This is a genomic window from Corallococcus silvisoli (assembly GCF_009909145.1).
Lineage (GTDB): Bacteria > Myxococcota > Myxococcia > Myxococcales > Myxococcaceae > Corallococcus > Corallococcus silvisoli.
Genome location: NZ_JAAAPJ010000015.1, coordinates 99748 through 116049, shown reverse-complemented (window position 1 = coordinate 116049; position 16302 = coordinate 99748). Strand labels below are relative to the sequence as shown.

Here is a 16302-nt window from a genome sequence, read left to right as displayed (position 1 = left end):
GTAGGTCTCCCCATGAATCTGACCGTGTACCTGCTTCGCGACGTTGTCTCCGACCTCGACCAACTTCAGCGCAAGGAGGGCTATCGCGAGCTGAAGCCCAGCGAAGCGCTCCCCTTTCCCTGCGTCGCGTGGGTGCAGGCCAACAGGCCGACCCCGCCCAAGTGGACCCCCTGGCTGGAGACGGCTTTCAGCGTTGGGGCGCTCCACCTGAAGAACCAGTCGAATTCCTTTGTCCTCTTCCTCAAGGTGGACAAGCGCATCTTCGCGATCACCTTCGGGCATGGCCTGGGGGCCATCGAACGCTCCCTCATCGAGCCGGATTTCGGGTTGAGGGTCACCCTCAACGAGGTGGATCCGGGGGCGCTCGACATGGTGGACACCCGAAGGGTGGACCGGGTCAGCCGTCAGCGGCGGACCCACCTCAATGCGGGAAGAGGGGTGGGGGAGTTCGACATCAGCACGGAGCTCGACTGGTTCCAGAAGGTCAGTGGGCGTCCCCTGTCCACCGAGTTGACGAAGAAGATGGTGGGCGCGGACTCCCTCAAGCTCTCCATGCAATGCACCGTCGCGGAGTTGGGCGAACACTGCCGGACGTTCCTCAAGCAGTACCGCAAGCGTCAGTACAAGAAGCACTTCGGCTTCATCGACCATCTGCGGCCCCTCAAGTCTCGGGATCCGCTCCTGCCGCTGCTGGAAGAGGCGCTGGTCGGCCTGCTGACGGCTGGCTCCCATGAGGGGCTTGCCGTCGCGTTTCCGGAGATGCCCAACGAGCAGATCCTGACCTGGAGCTTGTCGCAGGGGCATCGCTTGAAGGAGTTCGAGGACTTCGACATCGCACAGGTCTTCGCCTTTCTAGACGCCCATCCCGAGGTGCCGCGGGTTCCTCAGAAGATCTGGGTACGCGGCTACAACTCCGAGGGAGAGCAGTTGACGGCGAAGGACAATCTCCACCTGTACCTGGTGGCTCAGGTCGAACACCAGGGCGCGACCTACATGCTGTCCCTGGGACAGTGGTTCCGGGTCGACACGGATTACATCGCCAAGGTGCGCAGGCAAGTGCGAGCGCTGCCCGACATCACGGCGAAGCTCCAGCTTCCGAAGTGGAGCCCCGCCTTCAAGAAAGAGGGGCAGTACAACCAACACGTGGGGCAGACGAAGAACTGGCTCGTGTTGGATGCGAAGCCGTTCTACCCCGAGAGCCACACGGGGAAGATGGAGGTCTGCGATCTGCTCAGTCCGAACCGGGACTTCATCCATGTGAAGGACATGAAGGACTCCGCCACGTTGAGTCACCTGTTCGGACAGGGGAGCGTGTCCGCCATGGTGTTCAGGTCGGAGAGCGCGCACGCGGACAAGGTCCGGGAGCACTTCCACGACCACTATGGACGCGCGAATGACTTCGAGCGCATGAAAGGAGTGCCGCGAGTCGTCTACGCGATCGCCACGTCCCGGCAAGGCTCCCTGGCGGACACGCTTTTCTTCTTCAGTGTCGTCAACCTCCTGGAGCACGTGAAGACCGTGCAGATGGCGGGCTTCAACGTCGCGCTCTGCAGGATTGAACGGGAGAGCCCCGCGCCCTGATGTGCCCGGGCGCGGGGGTCGACAGTTCAGCGCGGCGGTTCGGCGCGGGTCATGTTACCGGCGCGCGTGGGCAGGAGTGACGGGCCCGGGGACTTCTCCTCGGGGAAGGGCAGCGGCGAGGCCTCCGCGCGCAGCAGGGGCAGGCCGTGCGGCTGGGCCTGGAGGAAGGCCACCAGCTTCTCGCGCACCAGGCAGCGCAGGTCGAACGCCTTGCCCGAGTCCGCCGCGCTCACCAGGGCGCGCAGCTTCATGGTGCGCTCGCTCAGGTCCGTCACCTGGAGCCCCTGCACCCTCCCATCCCACAGGCCGTTCGACTCCTGCTCCAGGATGCGCTTGAGCTCCGCGCGCACGCCGGCCACGTCGGTGCGGAAGTCCACGTAGAGCTCCGCGGTGCCCAATATCTCCGGCGACACCTTGCTCCAGTTCTGGAAGGGCTTCTCCAGGAACTGGGTGATGGGGATGACCAGCCGGCGCAGGTCCCACACCTTCACGACGACGTAGGTGAGGGTGATCTCCTCCACCCATCCCCACTCGTTCTCGATGATGACCGTGTCGCCAATGCGCATGGGCTGGGTGATGGACAGCTGGATGCCCGCCAGCAGCGTGGAGATGGACTTCTGCGCGGCCAGACCCAACACCAGGCCCGCGATGCCCGCGGACGCGAGCAGCGACACGCCCACGTTGCGCACCGCCTCGAACTGGAGCAGCAGCAGCGACGCGGCCACCAGCACCACCGCCACCTCCACCACGCGGCGCAGGATGGACAGCTGGGTGCGCAGCCCGCGCACGCGAGCCACGTCCGTGCCCTCCGGTGACTTGGACACCTTCTCTTCCAGGAACCGGGCGGCCCGGGTCAGGAAGCGCAGCAGGAACATGGCCACCGCCACGATGATCAGCGACCGCGCCCCCAGGTCCACCGCCGCCTGCGCGGGCGGGGGCAGCTTCAGGAACCGCGCGCCCGCCGCCGCCAGCACCCCCGCCAGCACGTAGCGGATGTTCCCCTGGCCCGCGGCGAGCAACTCGTCATCCCAGCCGGACTTCGTCATCCCCGTGGCCCGGGCCCCCACGCGCAGCGTCACCGCCTCGCCCAGTCGCCCCAGCAGCCACGCCCCCACCAGCACCCCCGCGAGCCCCAGCCACTGCCACGTCTCCAGCACCCACAAGGGACGCGAGAAGAAGACCGGGGGCAGCATCTCCAGCAGCGGCGAGCCGTGCTCCTGGAAGAGCGTGTCGATGGCGCCCACCGTGTCCGCGCTGAAGACCCACACCGGGCCGCCTGCCGCGTCCACCCGCTCCAGCACGATGTCCTGGGACCCGCGCGACGTGGCCACCTGACCCAGCACCTCGCGGCGCGCGCGCTCCCCCGGCCCCGCCGGCTCCTTCCCGATGCGCGCGAAGTCCAGCCAGAGCGTCCGGTCCAGCACCACCACCAGCCGCCGCGCCAGCCCCAGCCCCTGCTCCGCCTGCTCCGCGGGAGCCAGCCGCGACAGGTCCAGGTACTGCGGCGCCCGGAGCGCGTCCCGAGCATGCGCCGCGTCCAGGAACCCCGCCGCCGTCGCCGCGGGCGTGCTCCGGTCCACGTCCGGCGGAGGCGGCGGCAGCCCCGCGTTCAGCGCGAAGGCCCCCGAAGGCCCCCACAGCAGCAGCAGCCACATCCAAGGCGGCACGAAACGGCGCACGGTGTTCTCCCAATCCTTAATTGATTTGAGAGCAAACAATCACCCTGGAGGTGCGCTGTCCACCCTGGTTGACGCGGAAGGACAAGGGCCGGACGGAGGCCGGGCGGGCAAAAGGGGCCGCTCCTGCCGCGCTGCGTCGTCATGGTAGGTTTGGCACCTCCATGTCCGCTCCTGCTTCGTCGCTCAAGGCCGTCATCGTCGCGTTGTCCGGCAACGTGTTGGTAACGCTGATCAAGTTCATCGCCTTCTTCCTGTCGGGGTCGGGGGCGATGTTGTCGGAGGCGATCCACTCGGCGGCGGACACGGGGAACCAGGTGTTGTTGTTCCTGGGGTTGAAGCGGGCGGCGCGGGTGGAGGACGAGGCGCACCCGTACGGCTACGGCGGCGAGCGCTTCATCTTCGGCATCCTGTCCGCGTCCGGCATCTTCTTCGTGGGCTGCGGCGTCACGGTCTACCACGGCATCCAGTCGCTCCTGCACCCGCACGTGGCGGAGACGGGGGTGGTGACGTTCGCGGTGTTGGGGTTGTCGTTCCTCATCGAGGGGGGGGTGTTGGTGTTCGCGGTGATGGGGGTGCTGAAGCAGGCGGCGGGTGAGCCCTTCTTCCGCTTCGTGAGGGAGAAGGCGGATCCCGCGTCGGTGGCCATCCTGTTGGAGGACGGCGCGGCGGTGCTGGGGCTGGTGCTGGCGACGGCGGGCATCGTGCTGGCGCACGTGACGGGCAACCCGGTGTGGGACGCGATGGCGTCGCTGACGGTGGGCGTGTTGCTGGGGCTCATCGCGCTCTACCTGATGGTGGAGAACCGGGAGCTGTTGTTGGGGCAGTCGGTGCCGCCGGACGTGGAGCAGCGCTTCGAGGAGCTGCTGCGCAAGCGGCCCAGCCTGGCGGACATGCACGACGTGAAGACGCGGCAGCTCACGCCGGAGGTGTACCAGCTCAAGGCGGAGCTGCGCTTCAGCGAGGCGTTCGTGGCGGCCCGTCTGGCGGAGGCGCTGCCCACGCAAGGGCTGCCGCCGGCGGGAGCGGAGCGCGAGCGCGCGTTGAACGACATGGCCCGGCATCTGATCCGCACGCTGAGCGAGGAGATCGACGCGATTGAAGCGGAGATCCGCCGCGCCATCCCGCAGGCGAAGCACATCGACCTGGAGCTGGAGCACCTGACCGCCGCCGCGGCGGAAGCCGAGGAGCTTCGCGCCCGCGTGGGTTGAGGCCCTGTCACGCTGTCTGGCCCGCGTCTGGCGTCACACCGGCCGGCGCGGAGTCCTCGGAGGGCGGCGTGCGCGTCAGGCCCAGCACCTTCTCGCGCTGGGGCCAGGGCCAGGCGCCGGTGACCATGGCCAGCTTGCCCGCGAGCACCGACGCCACGGCGACCTGGAACGTGCAGATGTACGAGATGATGCCCATGTCCCCGAACACCTGGTTCAGGTACGACGCCACCACGCCCACGATGACCAGACACGCGGTGCGGTGCTCTGGCGCATGGGCCCGGTGATACGAGCGCGCCGCCAGGTACACCGTCACCACCAGGTACATCCACACGCCCGTGAACCCGAACCACCCGCCGAAGGCCAGCAGGCCCAACAGCGAGTTGTGCGGATGGAAGCGGTACGTGGGGAACACGAACGCGATGTTGGGCAGCGGGTACGGCTCCAGGAACTCGTGCCCGTAGCCCGTGCCGAACACCGGGTTGGTGTTCCACGTCGCGATGAGGTTGAGGTTCTCGATGTCGCGGTAGTCCAGCTCTCCCTCGGCGTGCTGGCCCTCGATGATGGAGCGGAAGGTCTGCACCGGCTTGAACACGCTGCTGTGCGCGTTCCACCCCACCAGGAAGTACACGACCAGCAGCGGTGAGCACGACAACAGCCCGCGCGTGACGAACTTCTTCAGCGGCGTCCACGGGTTGAACAGGTACGCGGCGGCCAGTGACCCCACGAGGCTCACGTACGCGAGCCGGCGGTCGTTGAAGAACATCCCGATGAACACCAGCACGATGATGATGAGGCCGCGGATGGCATGCCCGGACTTGGGCCGTTCCAGCCAGCGCGCGATGCACACCATCAGCGCGAAGATGAACGTCATCGAGTCCGAGTGGCAGGTCGTGTACTCCACCTCCAGCGCCTGCGCCGGAACGATGACCAGCGCGAAGTACGTGCTCACCGCGGACTTGGTCAGCGCCGCCAGGATGATGGTCTTCGCCACCACCGGCCAGTCCTCCGGCCCGCGCAGGCTGTAGTGGTACATCATCCCCACCAGCGGCAGCACGGCGGCCTGGTGCCACTGCCACAGCGAGTTCTTGATGTCCCCGCCCCGCGCGATGCCCCACACCTCCATCCACATGATGGCGAAGAACGACAGCGCGAGCACCACCACCAGCGGCCGTGGAATGGGCACCACCGGCGGGTCGATCTTCGACTTCGTCGCCCGCCGGTAGATGCCGATGCCAATGGACCCGACGATGAGCCCGTCGATGAGCGGGAAGCGCAGGGCGCCAATGCCCACCAGCTCGTGCATCTGGGTGAACAGCAGCTTCCCGAAGGGAAACAGCGGCGACGGCCAGAACATCGACTGGGGACGCTCGGGTGTGTAGTCCGCCGCGAGCACCAGGTAGAGCACCGTGAGCGCCAGGTAGCGCAGCGGCACCTTCAAGATGACCCACACCACCGTGAAGGCCAGCACCGGCGCCAGTGTGACGATGGGGTCTCCATTACCCACGGCGGCGGCGCCCAGGGTGACGGCGCCCAGGCCCACGACCATGACGATGTACTGGAGCCAGGCGGTGGGGGACGGTTCGGAGGCCATCGGAGCGAGGGGGGAGGCTATATCCCGGGCCCGGGTTGGGATAGATGCGGAAGGCGTATGGCTGGCTCCCGACCCCGCGTCCTCCTGATTGCTGAGCTGTGCAACCCAGACTGGGTGAGCGTCCCCCTGGAAGGCTGGTCCCTGGCCCGCGCGCTGGCCGAGGTAGCGGACGTGCACCTGGTCACGCAGGTCCGCAACCGCGAGAACATCCTCAAGCAGGGGTTGGTGGAGGGGAAGGACTTCACGGCGTTGGACTCCACGCCGGTGGAGCGTCCGCTGGAGAAGGTGGGCGAGGTGCTGCGAGGAAAGGCGGGCGTGGGCTGGACGACGGCCACGGCGCTGAGCGTGCTGCCGTACTACTACTTCGAGGAGCTGCTCTGGCGGCGCTTCGGGGACCGCATCCGCGCGAAGGAATTCGACGTGGTGCACCGCTACACGCCCATCAGCCCCACGACGCCCAGCACGCTGGCGGCGCGGTGCGCGGAGGCCGGGGTGCCCTTCGTGATGGGGCCGATGAACGGCGGCCTGCCGTGGCCCAAGGGCTTCGGGGACGCGCGCCTGCGCGAGCGCGAGTGGCTCAGCTACATCCGGGACGTCTACAAGCTGATGCCCTTCTACAAGTCGACGCGGAAGAACGCGGCGGCGCTGATGACGGGCTCGCGGGCGACGCGCGCGCAGCTGGCGGCGGAGTACCAGGACAAGACGGTCTACATCCCGGAGAACGCCATCGACGTGCGCCGCTTCGGCTCGGCGAAGGCGGAGGCGCCCAAGGCAGGGGAGGCGCTGCGGGTGGCGTTCGTGGGGCGCTTCGTGCCGTACAAGGGCATGGCGATGCTCATCGACGCGGCGGCGCCGCTGGTGCGCGAGGGCAAGGTGCAGCTGGAGTTCATCGGCGACGGCGCGGAGATGCAGAACCTGCGCGCGCAGGTGGCGCGGGGCGGGCTGGAGAACGGGGTGACGTTCGCTGGCTGGGTGAAGCACCAGGAGCTGCAGGGGCGGCTGTCGAAGAACCACATCTTCGGCTTCCCGAGCGTGCGCGAGTTCGGCGGCGCGGTGGTCGCGGAGGCGATGGCGCTGGGCCTGGTGCCCATCGTGATGGACTACGGCGGTCCGGGTGAGATTGTCAGCCCGTCCACGGGCTTCGCCATCCCCATGGGGACTCCGCAGGAGATCGTGGAGCGGGTGCGCGCGGTGCTGGAGAAGCTGGTCGCCGACCCGTCCGTGATTGGACCCATGGGAGAGCGCGCGAGGACGCGCATCTTCAAGCACTTCACCTGGCGGGCGAAGGCGGAGCAGGTGGTGGAGGTCTATCGCTGGGTGTCCGGCGAGCGGGGCCAGCCGGACTTCGGGATGCCGCTGGCGGACTGAGGTCGGGGAGTATTCGGGCCGTCATCCCTCTCGCGAGGGATGGTCGGCCCCGCCGGTTCGACGGACGTTCCAGGTTCCCATTCCGGGAACGAAAGGACGCGTCATGGCGAAGCGGTACAAGACGGGCGACACGTGCGAGGCGACGGGCCGGTATGCCTTCGATGGCTACTCGGACGGCCGTGGTGGACCCCCGGTGACGGCGGAGGAGCGGATCATCCCCCTGAGCCGGGGTGAGACGTTCCCGCCCATCAGGTCCCAGAACAGAGGGGCTTTCTGGACGCTGGTGTGATGCGCGGTCTCCGGCACGGGGCTGCTGCTCCGTGCCGGGACGCGGCTAGTGTTCCCACGCATGAGCCCTGACTCCCCGTGGTTCCGCCGCATCGTCCGTGGCTTCGCGCTGTACGACCTGGCCGTCACGCTGCCGTTCGCCACGCCATGGACGGCGCAGGTGATGCTCTCCGTCATGGGGCAGGTGCATCAAGGGGTGTCATTGGGCGGTGAGGCGATGCCGCCGTTCACGCCCATGCACCTGTTCTTCGTCGCGCTCTTCGGCGTGCTCGCGGTCATCTGGGCGCTGGTGCGCATCACGCAGCCGACCGTGCTTCACGGCGCCATCGACACGGTGGGCCGGGCGCTCGTCGCCACGTGGATGGTGCTGGCCGTCACGCAGGGCGCGTCGCAGGTGCTCATCCTGTTCCTCGTGATGGAGCTGGCGGGGATGGTCGCGCAGGGCGCGGTCCTGTCGCGCGTGTGGCGGCGGGAGGCGGCCCCCGCGCCGGCGCGTTGAAGGGCGGGCTTGCCTCTGCACCCAGGTGCAGGGGTTACGGTTTCTGGCATGACCCCTGACGCCTCCCTGCTTCGCCGTGTCGTCCTCGCCAGCGCGCTGTATGACTTCGTCGTCACCGTGCCCTTCGCCACGCCGTGGACGGCGGAGGTGGTGCTCGCGCAGGTCCGCTCCGCGCACCATGCGCTGTCGCTGGGAGGCGAGCCGCTGCCCGCGTTCACGCCCACGCACCTGTTCTTCGTCGCCCTCTTCGGCACCATCGTGACGCTGTGGTCCGTCGTGCGGCTCGTCCAGCCGACCGCGTTCAACGGCGCCGCCGACACCGCGGGCCGGGCGCTGTTCTCCTCGTGGATGGTGTGGGCGCTCACGCAGGGCGCGACACAGGTGCTGCTCGGGTTCCTCGCGCTGGAGCTGGCGTGGATGTTCGCGCAGGGCGGTGCCATCCTCGCGGGCAGGAGGTGGCGTGGTGGCATCCCCGCGACGGCCCGTTGAGGCAGCGCCCATGCGGATTGGCGAGCTCGCTCGCGCATCGGGCGTGAAGCTGTCCACGCTGCGCTACTACGAGCGCCGCGAGCTGCTCCTGCCGCTGTCCCGTTCGGAGAGCGGTCAGCGGCTCTACGGGCCGGACGCGGCCATCCGCGTGCGCTTCATCCGACGCTCGCAGGAGCTGGGCTTCACCCTGCGCGAGGTGTCCGCCGTGCTCGCCCTGTCCGACCGGCGCGGCATCCCCACCCGCGACGTGGAGCGCTTCGCGGAGGCGAAGCTGCGGGCCATCGACGCGCGCATCGAGGACCTGCGCCGCATGCGACGCGCCATCACCACCCTGATGGTGGAAGGCTTCTGCCCGCCGGACACCGTGTGCCCTGTCCAGGCGTCACTCGGTGCACCTGTGAAGGCGGTGAAGCGGAAGCCCCGGGAGTAGGTCCCACGGGCTTCCTCCGGCTCCGCCACCGGCCCGGTCCTCCGGAGCCTCGCGGGTCCGCGCTTCTTCGAGCACAGGGGCCAGGTCGCCGCCCCGCCCCGCGCCACGGGCGTGCCGCGCGCCTGGAGCGACTACCGCCGCTCCGCCTCATGCGTGCAGCGCGCCTCGGGCCGCGACCGCCGCTCCGCCTCGGGCGTGGTGCGCACCTACTCGCGTGCCGCGCGCCCGGAGCTGCTACCGCCGCTCCGCCTCTCGCGTGGTGCGCACCCATTCGCCGCGCTTCTCCGCGCCGGGGCCCCGCACCATCAGCCACACCTTCCACACGACGTAGATGGGCGCCCACGCCAGGTCCAGCAGCCCGCGCGCGCCCACGCCGGACACCCACCAGCCGCGCAGCACGTACAGCGCCAGCGACGTGAGCCCGAACGACGCCAGCGCGGACGCCGCCACCGCCGTGCCACCCGACAGCCACGCCACCCCGGCCGCCAGCACCGCGCCTCCCACCGTGGCCAGCACCAGCTGACTCAGGGGCGGCACCAGCACGTCCATGGACAAGTCGAAGAGCAGCCCGCTCTTCTGCTTCAGCGCGTCGCTGAGCAGCGGCCAGCCGTGCAGCTTGCGCATCTGCGCGCGGCCGCCCTCCCAGCGCTGGCGCTGCGAGCGGCTCTGCTTCTCCGCCGTCACCATCTCGCCCAGCACCTCCGCCTCCCAGGCGTAGTGCACGCGGTGCCCCGCGCGCGCCAGGCGGATGCCGTACTCCAGGTCCTCCACCACGCTGAACGCGTCGTGCGGCACCTGCTTCAGCACCGCGTGCGTGAAGCACATGCCGTTGCCGCGCAGGCCGCACGACACGCCCATCCGCTCGCGCCCCATGGAGCGCACGCGGTGGAACATGCCCAGCGCGATGGTCATCAGCCGCGTGCGCCACGACGCCGTGGGGTTCATCACCCCGTAGTGCGCCTGCACGCCGTGCGCCCCGTCCTCCAGTCGGCGGGAGAACGCGTGCAGCAGGTTGGCGGACACCACCGTGTCCGCGTCCACCACCACCACCGCGTCCGCGAAGCCGTCGCGCTGGCTGCGCTCGAAGGCGTGCGCCAGCGCGTAGCCCTTGCCGCGCTTCTCCGCGTCCTGGCGCTCCAGCACCGTGGCGCCCGCCTCGCGCGCCTTCTGGGCCGTCGCGTCGGAGCAGTTGTCCGCCACCACGATGATGCGCCGCAGGTTCGCCGGGTAGTCCACCGCGGACAGGTTCGCCACCGTCCGGGCGATGCCCAGCTCCTCGTTGTGCGACGGGATGATGACGTCGAACTTCCGCACCGCGGGCGCCGGAGGCGCCGGCGCCGCCTTCCGCCCGGACAGCAGCGTCAGCAGCAGCAGGTAGCCGCAACCTCCCGCCACCGGCAAGAGGCCCACGCACAGCGCCACGTCCACCCAGGTCCAGACCGTCACGGTGTCACCCCCGCGCGCGCCACCTCCCAGGGCGGCCGCGCGCTTGAACCTTCAGCGTCGTTCCAGCTCCGCCAGCACCGGCAACTTGAGCAGCCGTTCCACCTGCCACTTCTCCAGCACCCGGCGCCGCAGGATGTCCAGCGCCACCGCCGCGAACACCGCCAGCGCCACCCCGCCCACCACGCCCGCGATGGCGATGAGCTTCGGGTTCGGCTTGGACGGCTTCTCCGGAAAGAGCGCCGGCAACAGCACGCTGTAGCGGTGCTTCATGGACGCCTTCGAAATCTCCAGCTCCGTCTGCGCCTGGTCCAGCCGGCGCAGCTTCTCCTGGTGCCGCATCACCACCATCCGCATCCGGTCCGTGGCCACCGCCACCTCCGGATCATCCGGCGTGCCCAGCAGCGCGCCCGCCAGCGGGCCCCCGGCGCCCAGGCTGGTGCCCTCCGTGGCGGACTCCACGTCCGTGCCGCCCATGCGCAGGTACTCCTGGATGAGCGACTGCTCCTCGGAGCGGAGCGCCGTGAGCTGCGGCGTGTCCTGCTGCATCGCCGCCACGCGCTGCTCCAGGTCGACAATCACCGGGTGCTGGGGCGAGAAGACGACGCGCTGCTCGGCCAGCTGCGCGCGCAGCTCCGTGAGCCGGCGGCCGCGGAACTCCTCCACGTCGCGGATGGCGCGGCGCTTGGCCTGCACCAGGAACTTCAGCTGCGCGAGCGCGTGGTCCGTCTGCAAGAGCGCCTGCCGCGCGCTGGCCTGCTTGGGGTCCGCTTCCTTCTTCTTGCGGCGCGCGTCCGCCTGCTTCACCGCGCGCTCCAGGTCCGCGATGGCCTGCTTGATGTTCGCCGCCTCGTTGGCCACCTGGCCCTGGAGGATGTTGACGGACTCGGAGATGGCGCCCATCTCCGAGTCATGGCGCATGTCGAGGAAGTTCTGCGACGCGGCCTCCACGATGTTGAAGGCCAGCTGCGGGTCGCTCCAGTCCACCCCGATGGTCACCGTGCCGCTGCCGCCCTCCGCCATCACGTTGAGGCTGGTCTCCAGCATCGCGATGAGGGCCTCCTCCTTCTCCTCGTCCGTCATGGGAGGAGGCGCCTTCTTCAGGTACTGCTCCTTCGCGCGGCTCAAGGGGGACCGCATCAGGTCCCAGTACTCGATGAGCTTCGCGTTCTTGACGACGGACTTCAGGTTGCCCCGGCTGAGCACCATCTCCCACGCGGCGCGCGTGGGTTGATCCGCCTCCACCGGGATGGACCGGCCCGGGTTCACCAGCGAGGAGATGATGAGGTTGCGGTACGTCAGCATCCGCGTCTCGACGTGGTACTTGCGCGGCATCAGCTTCGCCGCCACGGAGCCCAGGCCGCTCATCACCGCGATGATGCACAGGCCCAGGAACCAGTGCCGGAGGATCGCCCGGCGCACGAAGCCCAGCCCGTCGAACAGGAAGCCCCAGTCGATGAGGTCCGCCGGCGCGTTCGTCTCTTCGCGCTCGGGGACGTACGCCGGGGGCGGGGCGGGGCGGGGCGTGCGGGGGGCGGGCGTCGTCACGCGCTGCTCCGAGGGGCCGCGGCCTTCAGCACCTGGCGCACGCGCTTCTCCAGCTCCTCGGGCGTGAAGGGCTTGCCCAGGTAGCCGTTGGCGCCGGCCTCCTCCGCGTACGCCTTGTCCTCCGGCAGGTTGCGCGCGCTCACCATCAGCACCGGCACATGCGCGATGGCGGGCGTGCGCCGGATGTGTTCGCACACGTCGTAGCCGGACACGTCCGGCAACGTCAGGTCCAGACACACGAGGTCCGGCGGCGACTGGCCCTGGAGGTACTCCATGGCGGCCTTGCCGTTGGGCTGCTCCACCACGTTCTTCACGCCCATCTGCTGGAGCATGTCACGCAGCATGACGCGGAACATCGGAGAGTCCTCCACGAGGAGGACGGTGAGCTGTTGGAGCTCCATCACGTCAGACGCCTTTCCTTCCCTCACCCGAACCCATACCTGGGCACGAGGACGAGCACGCCGTATGCGTACGCCATGTTGAAGAGTGCCACCCACAGGATGGCCTTCTTCATCCCCCGCCACGGATGCGCATCGCGCGCGGCCGCTCCGGGCAGCGCGATGGTGGCAATGAGGACGGAGAGGAGGATGAGCTTCGCCATGGGGGGAGCCTCAGAGGATACCCGTTTTCTGGACTGTCAGTCCCAACGTCGCGGACCACACCGTGCGGGCCGCCTCCACGTCGGGCGAGCGAGTCCAGGCCGTCCGCGTGTCGACCTCCAGGGTCATCCACCGGGACACCGTCCATCCAGCGCCCACCCCTCCCACCACCTGCCGGTCTCCCACCGCCCCGCCCACCGCGAACGCCGACCCCGCCGTCCCGGACACCCGGAGGCGCGGGCCCAACGCCCAGGTGCCGTTCAAGGTCAGGTCGGCCCTCGGGTACACCAGCCCTGTCAGCCGGTCCACGAAGGGCGTCACCCGCGCCGCCAGCCGGCCGTTGAAGTCCGCCACCCGTGACGGCACCCGGTGGGACACCGCCAGCGTGAGGTCCGGCAGGAGCTGAAGCGTCGCGGGGGGCGTCACCTCCGGCTCCGCGCCTCCTACCTGTTGGGTCCGCACCCGCCGTCCCCACGCCGGGGTCTGGTCGGGTGGCGGATCGGTGTCCGCGGGGGCCTCCGTGGCCCGCAGCGAGTACGCCACGCCCACGCCCACGCCCATCTCGAACGACGTGCGCCGGTCCAGCCGCTGCGTCCAGGCGCCGGTGAGCGTCGTCACGGTGGCGTGCGCGCCGGTGGAGAAGCGCGAGTCCGTGAAGCCCACCGTGGTGGCCAGGGTGTGCCGGGGCGCGGGCGTCCAGCCCAGCGACAGCTGCGCGCGCGGGCCGTACTGGAAGGGCACCGCCGCCCGGGCCGTCGCGTCCAGGCCGCCGCTGGCGGAGAAGCCCGCGCTGCCCGACAGCCGCACGCCCCGGCCCAGCCACCCCGTCTCCGCCGCCAGCGTGGTCAGGGACGACAGGAAGAACACCGAATCCGTGCCCTGGGGCAGCGGCTGGATGGGGATGTCCGTCCCCGGGTCCCCCGGCGTGTCGCCGCCCTGGCTCCCGCCCAGGGGCAGGTGGGTGAAGAGGTTCACCTGGCCCAGCACGAACTCCTGGGTGCCGTGCAGGGTGAGGCCGCGCGAGGGCCGCCAGTCGCCCAGCAGGCGCCCCACGTGCTGCACCTCCGTGCGCGGGTTCGTGGTGGCCTCGCGGAAGGAGATGCGCGGCGCGTACTGCACCCGCGCCACCGCGCTGCCGTCGTCGTACTTCAGGCCCACCGTGGGGACGATGTCCATGTCCCCCGCGACGGGCGCGACGGCCGCCCCGGTGGCCTGCGCCTCCATGGAGCGCATGCGGGTGTCCACGCGGGCCGCGGCGTCGTACGTCACGGAGGCGGAGGCCACCTCCAGCCACAGGCTCGCGAGGGCCGCGTCCAGCATCCGGCTACTCCACCACCACCACGTCGCCGGGGCGCAGGCGGAAGGCCGCCGCGCGGCCCTCGCCGCGGATGATGTCCTCGTAGCGCACGCGGATGCGGGTGGGCTGATCCACCTGCGGGTCGTCCCGGCGCAGCACGAAGATGCGGTCGCGGTGGGCGTAGTCGGTGAAGCTGCCCGCGGCGCCCAGCGCCTGGAGCAGCGTCGCGCCCGGGTCCAGCACGTGCGCGCCCACGTTGGCCACCTCTCCCAGCATCGTCACCGACATGGGGCGCGCTTCCTCCAGCGCCACGGTGACGACGGGGTGGTTGATGAAGTCCTTGAGCCGCGTCTGGATCTGCTGCGCCAGCATGGCCGGCGAGTGCCCCGCGGCCTCCACGTCGTCCAGGAAGGTGAGGCTGATGCGGCCGTCCTCGCGCACCTTGGCGCGCGTGGTGAGCGCGTCCTGTCCGAACACGCGCACGTTGAGCACGTCACCGGGGACGATGCGGTAGGCCTCGTCCGACGCGGCGGGCTTCTCCGTGTAGTCGTTCACCCAGGTGTACTGGCCCAGGCCGGTGCACGCGGGGGCGAGCAGGAGCAACCCCGCGCACGCGAGCGCGCGGGAGACGGAGCCGCGGAATCGGGACGGATGGGACGGCATGGCGCTGGAGGTCCTCACGCGGTGGGGGCGGCCGTCACGGCCACTTCGGCGGGAGCCCCATTACCGCGCTGGCGCGCCATGCGCACCACCTGGAGCAGCTCCGCGGGGCGCACGGCGCCGGTGATGAGCACGCCCGCCACGTAGGCGGTCGCCGTCAGCCCCAGGCGAGGCCACGGCGCCACGGTGCCGGACAGGACGCGGTCCAGGGCCACGCACACGGCGCACACCAGGGCCGTCTTCGCCACCATGAGGAGCGAACGCCGGTCGAAGGAGTTCCTTCCCATCCGGCTGAGGAACAGCACCGTGACGATGACCTCCGTGAGGAACATGGACAGCGCGGTGGCGGTGGCGCCGCCGGACGGGCCGATGCGGCCGTACAGCCAGGGGATGAGCGCCAGGTTGAAGAGCGGGTTCACCACCGCGCCCATGGTGGCCGCCAGCGTCACCCACCACTCCTTGTTCGACATGGTGAGCCAGATGCTGCTGACCATGGTGACGTAGGCCATCACGAAGATGGGCGACAGCACGCGCAGGGGCAGCGCCGCGGGTTCGAAGCCGGGGCCGCACATCAGGCGCACCCACAGGTCCGCGCCCAGCACCATGGCCATCATCACCGGCACGGTGAAGGCGAGCACCCCCTCCAGCGAGCGGCGCGTCAGGTGGGACAGCTCCTCCGGGGAGCGGGCCGCGGCGCGCGACATCATGGGCATCAGCACCCAGCCGAAGATGGGGCTGATGAGGAAGGTGAGCCCCGCGATGCTGAACGCACCGCCGTACCAGCCCACCTCCTCCTTCGACGCCAGCTTGCCCAACAGCGACATGTCCGTGCGCCCGTTGCACGCGAGCGCCGCCGCGGTGAGGAAGAACGGCAGGCACGCCTTCATCACCTTCTTCGTGGCGGCGAGGTCGACGCGGAACTTCAGGCCCAGGTGCTCCTTCGCCAGCTTCCAGCTGATGAGGAGCTTCACCGCTTCGGACGCCACCATGGGCACGGCCAGCCACTGCAGGCCCACGCCCAGCGCGGCCATCAGCGCCAGGCCGCCGCCCCATACAATCTTGGTGATGACGTTGGACACCGACAGGCCCGCCACCTTGCCCTTGGAGTGCAGCAGCGCGGCCATGGAGGCGTTGATGACGATGAGCGACTGGGCGAGCGCGAACCACTGCACCAGGTGCTGCACCTCCGGCGGCTCTCCGGTGTGGTGGAGCACCAGCGCCAGCGCCACCATCAGGATGAGCGTCATCCCCAGGCGCAGCAGCATGGTGGTGCCGAAGAAGTCGCTCGCGTGCTCCGGGCGGACGGGCACCTCCTTGCGGATGTACGTCTCCAGGCCCAGGTTGGTCGCGACGAAGAACGTGGCGGCGAAGGCCTCCGACCAGTTGAAGTAGCCGAACGCCTCCGGCCCCAGGTAGCGCGGCATCAGCGCGCGGATGCCCAGCGCGATGGCGTACGTCACCATCAGCGAGCCCCCCAACTGCAGGGTGCTGCGGACCGCGCCGCGCACTTCGTTCGCGCGCGCGCCGTCGTCGGCTTCAGCGGTGGAGGAGGTCTGACTGTTCACGGTCATGGAGACGCGGGCCTTCGAAGGCTGCTTCGCACTCAAGGGGAGGAAGGCCCG

Annotated in this window: 16 protein-coding genes; 7 read left to right on the top strand and 9 right to left on the bottom strand. The window is 69.8% G+C overall.

The features are described 5' to 3' along the window. The first annotated feature begins 12 nt into the window (after positions 1-12). Entirely contained in the window at positions 13-1581 is a 1569-nt protein-coding gene (locus GTY96_RS27905; protein ID WP_161666319.1) for a DUF6119 family protein, read from the top strand. A 26-nt stretch (positions 1582-1607) separates the two neighbouring features. Here GTY96_RS27905 and GTY96_RS38415 read toward each other — a convergent pair whose 3' ends face one another. After that, positions 1608-3260 carry a mechanosensitive ion channel family protein gene (locus GTY96_RS38415; protein WP_304503247.1) on the bottom strand — a complete coding sequence of 551 codons (1653 nt, stop codon included), beginning with the start codon at positions 3258-3260 and terminating at the stop codon, positions 1608-1610. A gap of 161 nt (positions 3261-3421) precedes the next feature. Between GTY96_RS38415 and GTY96_RS27895 the strand changes: the two genes are divergently transcribed. Then, the gene (locus tag GTY96_RS27895) at positions 3422-4468 is read left to right on the top strand and encodes a cation diffusion facilitator family transporter (protein WP_161666318.1); all 1047 of its coding nucleotides are present in this window, start codon (positions 3422-3424) and stop codon (positions 4466-4468) included. Between the two features lie 7 nt (positions 4469-4475). Here GTY96_RS27895 and wzy read toward each other — a convergent pair whose 3' ends face one another. After that, entirely contained in the window at positions 4476-6059 is a 1584-nt protein-coding gene (wzy, locus tag GTY96_RS27890) for an exopolysaccharide repeat unit polymerase (RefSeq protein ID WP_143907609.1), read from the bottom strand. 114 nt (positions 6060-6173) lie between these two features. Here wzy and epsH point away from each other — a divergent pair, with 114 nt between their 5' ends. From epsH to GTY96_RS27865, 5 genes are all read left to right on the top strand, one after another. Beyond that, the gene (gene epsH, locus GTY96_RS27885; RefSeq protein ID WP_407926984.1) at positions 6174-7427 is read left to right on the top strand and encodes an exopolysaccharide biosynthesis glycosyltransferase EpsH; all 1254 of its coding nucleotides are present in this window, start codon (positions 6174-6176) and stop codon (positions 7425-7427) included. A 103-nt stretch (positions 7428-7530) separates the two neighbouring features. Then, positions 7531-7716: a YjzC family protein gene (locus tag GTY96_RS27880; RefSeq protein ID WP_161666316.1), complete on the top strand. Its 186-nt coding sequence runs from the start codon at positions 7531-7533 to the stop codon at positions 7714-7716. A 60-nt stretch (positions 7717-7776) separates the two neighbouring features. Next, positions 7777-8214 (top strand): hypothetical protein, encoded by a 438-nt coding sequence (locus GTY96_RS27875; RefSeq protein WP_161666315.1) that lies wholly within the window; start codon positions 7777-7779, stop codon positions 8212-8214. 48 nt (positions 8215-8262) lie between these two features. Beyond that, positions 8263-8703 carry a hypothetical protein gene (locus tag GTY96_RS27870; protein WP_161666314.1) on the top strand — a complete coding sequence of 147 codons (441 nt, stop codon included), beginning with the start codon at positions 8263-8265 and terminating at the stop codon, positions 8701-8703. A 10-nt stretch (positions 8704-8713) separates the two neighbouring features. Beyond that, a complete protein-coding gene (locus GTY96_RS27865; RefSeq protein ID WP_161666313.1) occupies positions 8714-9133 on the top strand; it encodes a MerR family transcriptional regulator in 420 nt (139 codons plus the stop codon). 234 nt (positions 9134-9367) lie between these two features. Here the strand turns inward: GTY96_RS27865 and epsU are convergent, their stop codons facing one another. From epsU to wzx, 7 genes are read right to left on the bottom strand one after another with little or no spacing between them, the layout of a single operon-like run. Continuing rightward, a complete protein-coding gene (gene epsU, locus GTY96_RS27860) occupies positions 9368-10579 on the bottom strand; it encodes an exopolysaccharide biosynthesis GT2 family glycosyltransferase EpsU (protein ID WP_143907623.1) in 1212 nt (403 codons plus the stop codon). 51 nt (positions 10580-10630) lie between these two features. Continuing rightward, on the bottom strand, positions 10631-12124 hold the full coding sequence (epsV, locus tag GTY96_RS27855) for a PCP family exopolysaccharide biosynthesis protein EpsV (RefSeq protein WP_143907625.1): 1494 nt from the start codon (positions 12122-12124) through the stop codon (positions 10631-10633). Beyond that, positions 12121-12525, bottom strand: coding sequence for an exopolysaccharide biosynthesis response regulator EpsW (epsW, locus tag GTY96_RS27850; RefSeq protein WP_161666342.1), 405 nt, complete (start codon positions 12523-12525; stop codon positions 12121-12123). Before epsW ends, epsV begins: the two co-directional genes overlap by 4 nt. 23 nt (positions 12526-12548) lie before the next feature. After that, positions 12549-12725, bottom strand: coding sequence for a hypothetical protein (locus GTY96_RS37300; RefSeq protein WP_167508149.1), 177 nt, complete (start codon positions 12723-12725; stop codon positions 12549-12551). Between the two features lie 10 nt (positions 12726-12735). After that, positions 12736-14043, bottom strand: a complete 1308-nt coding sequence (epsX, locus tag GTY96_RS27845; RefSeq protein WP_161666312.1) for an exopolysaccharide export protein EpsX — start codon at positions 14041-14043, stop codon at positions 12736-12738. 4 nt (positions 14044-14047) lie between these two features. Further along, positions 14048-14683, bottom strand: coding sequence for an exopolysaccharide export protein EpsY (gene epsY / locus GTY96_RS27840; RefSeq protein WP_143907628.1), 636 nt, complete (start codon positions 14681-14683; stop codon positions 14048-14050). Between the two features lie 14 nt (positions 14684-14697). Continuing rightward, a complete protein-coding gene (wzx, locus tag GTY96_RS27835) occupies positions 14698-16251 on the bottom strand; it encodes an exopolysaccharide biosynthesis flippase (protein WP_201756460.1) in 1554 nt (517 codons plus the stop codon). Positions 16252-16302: the final 51 nt, after the last annotated feature.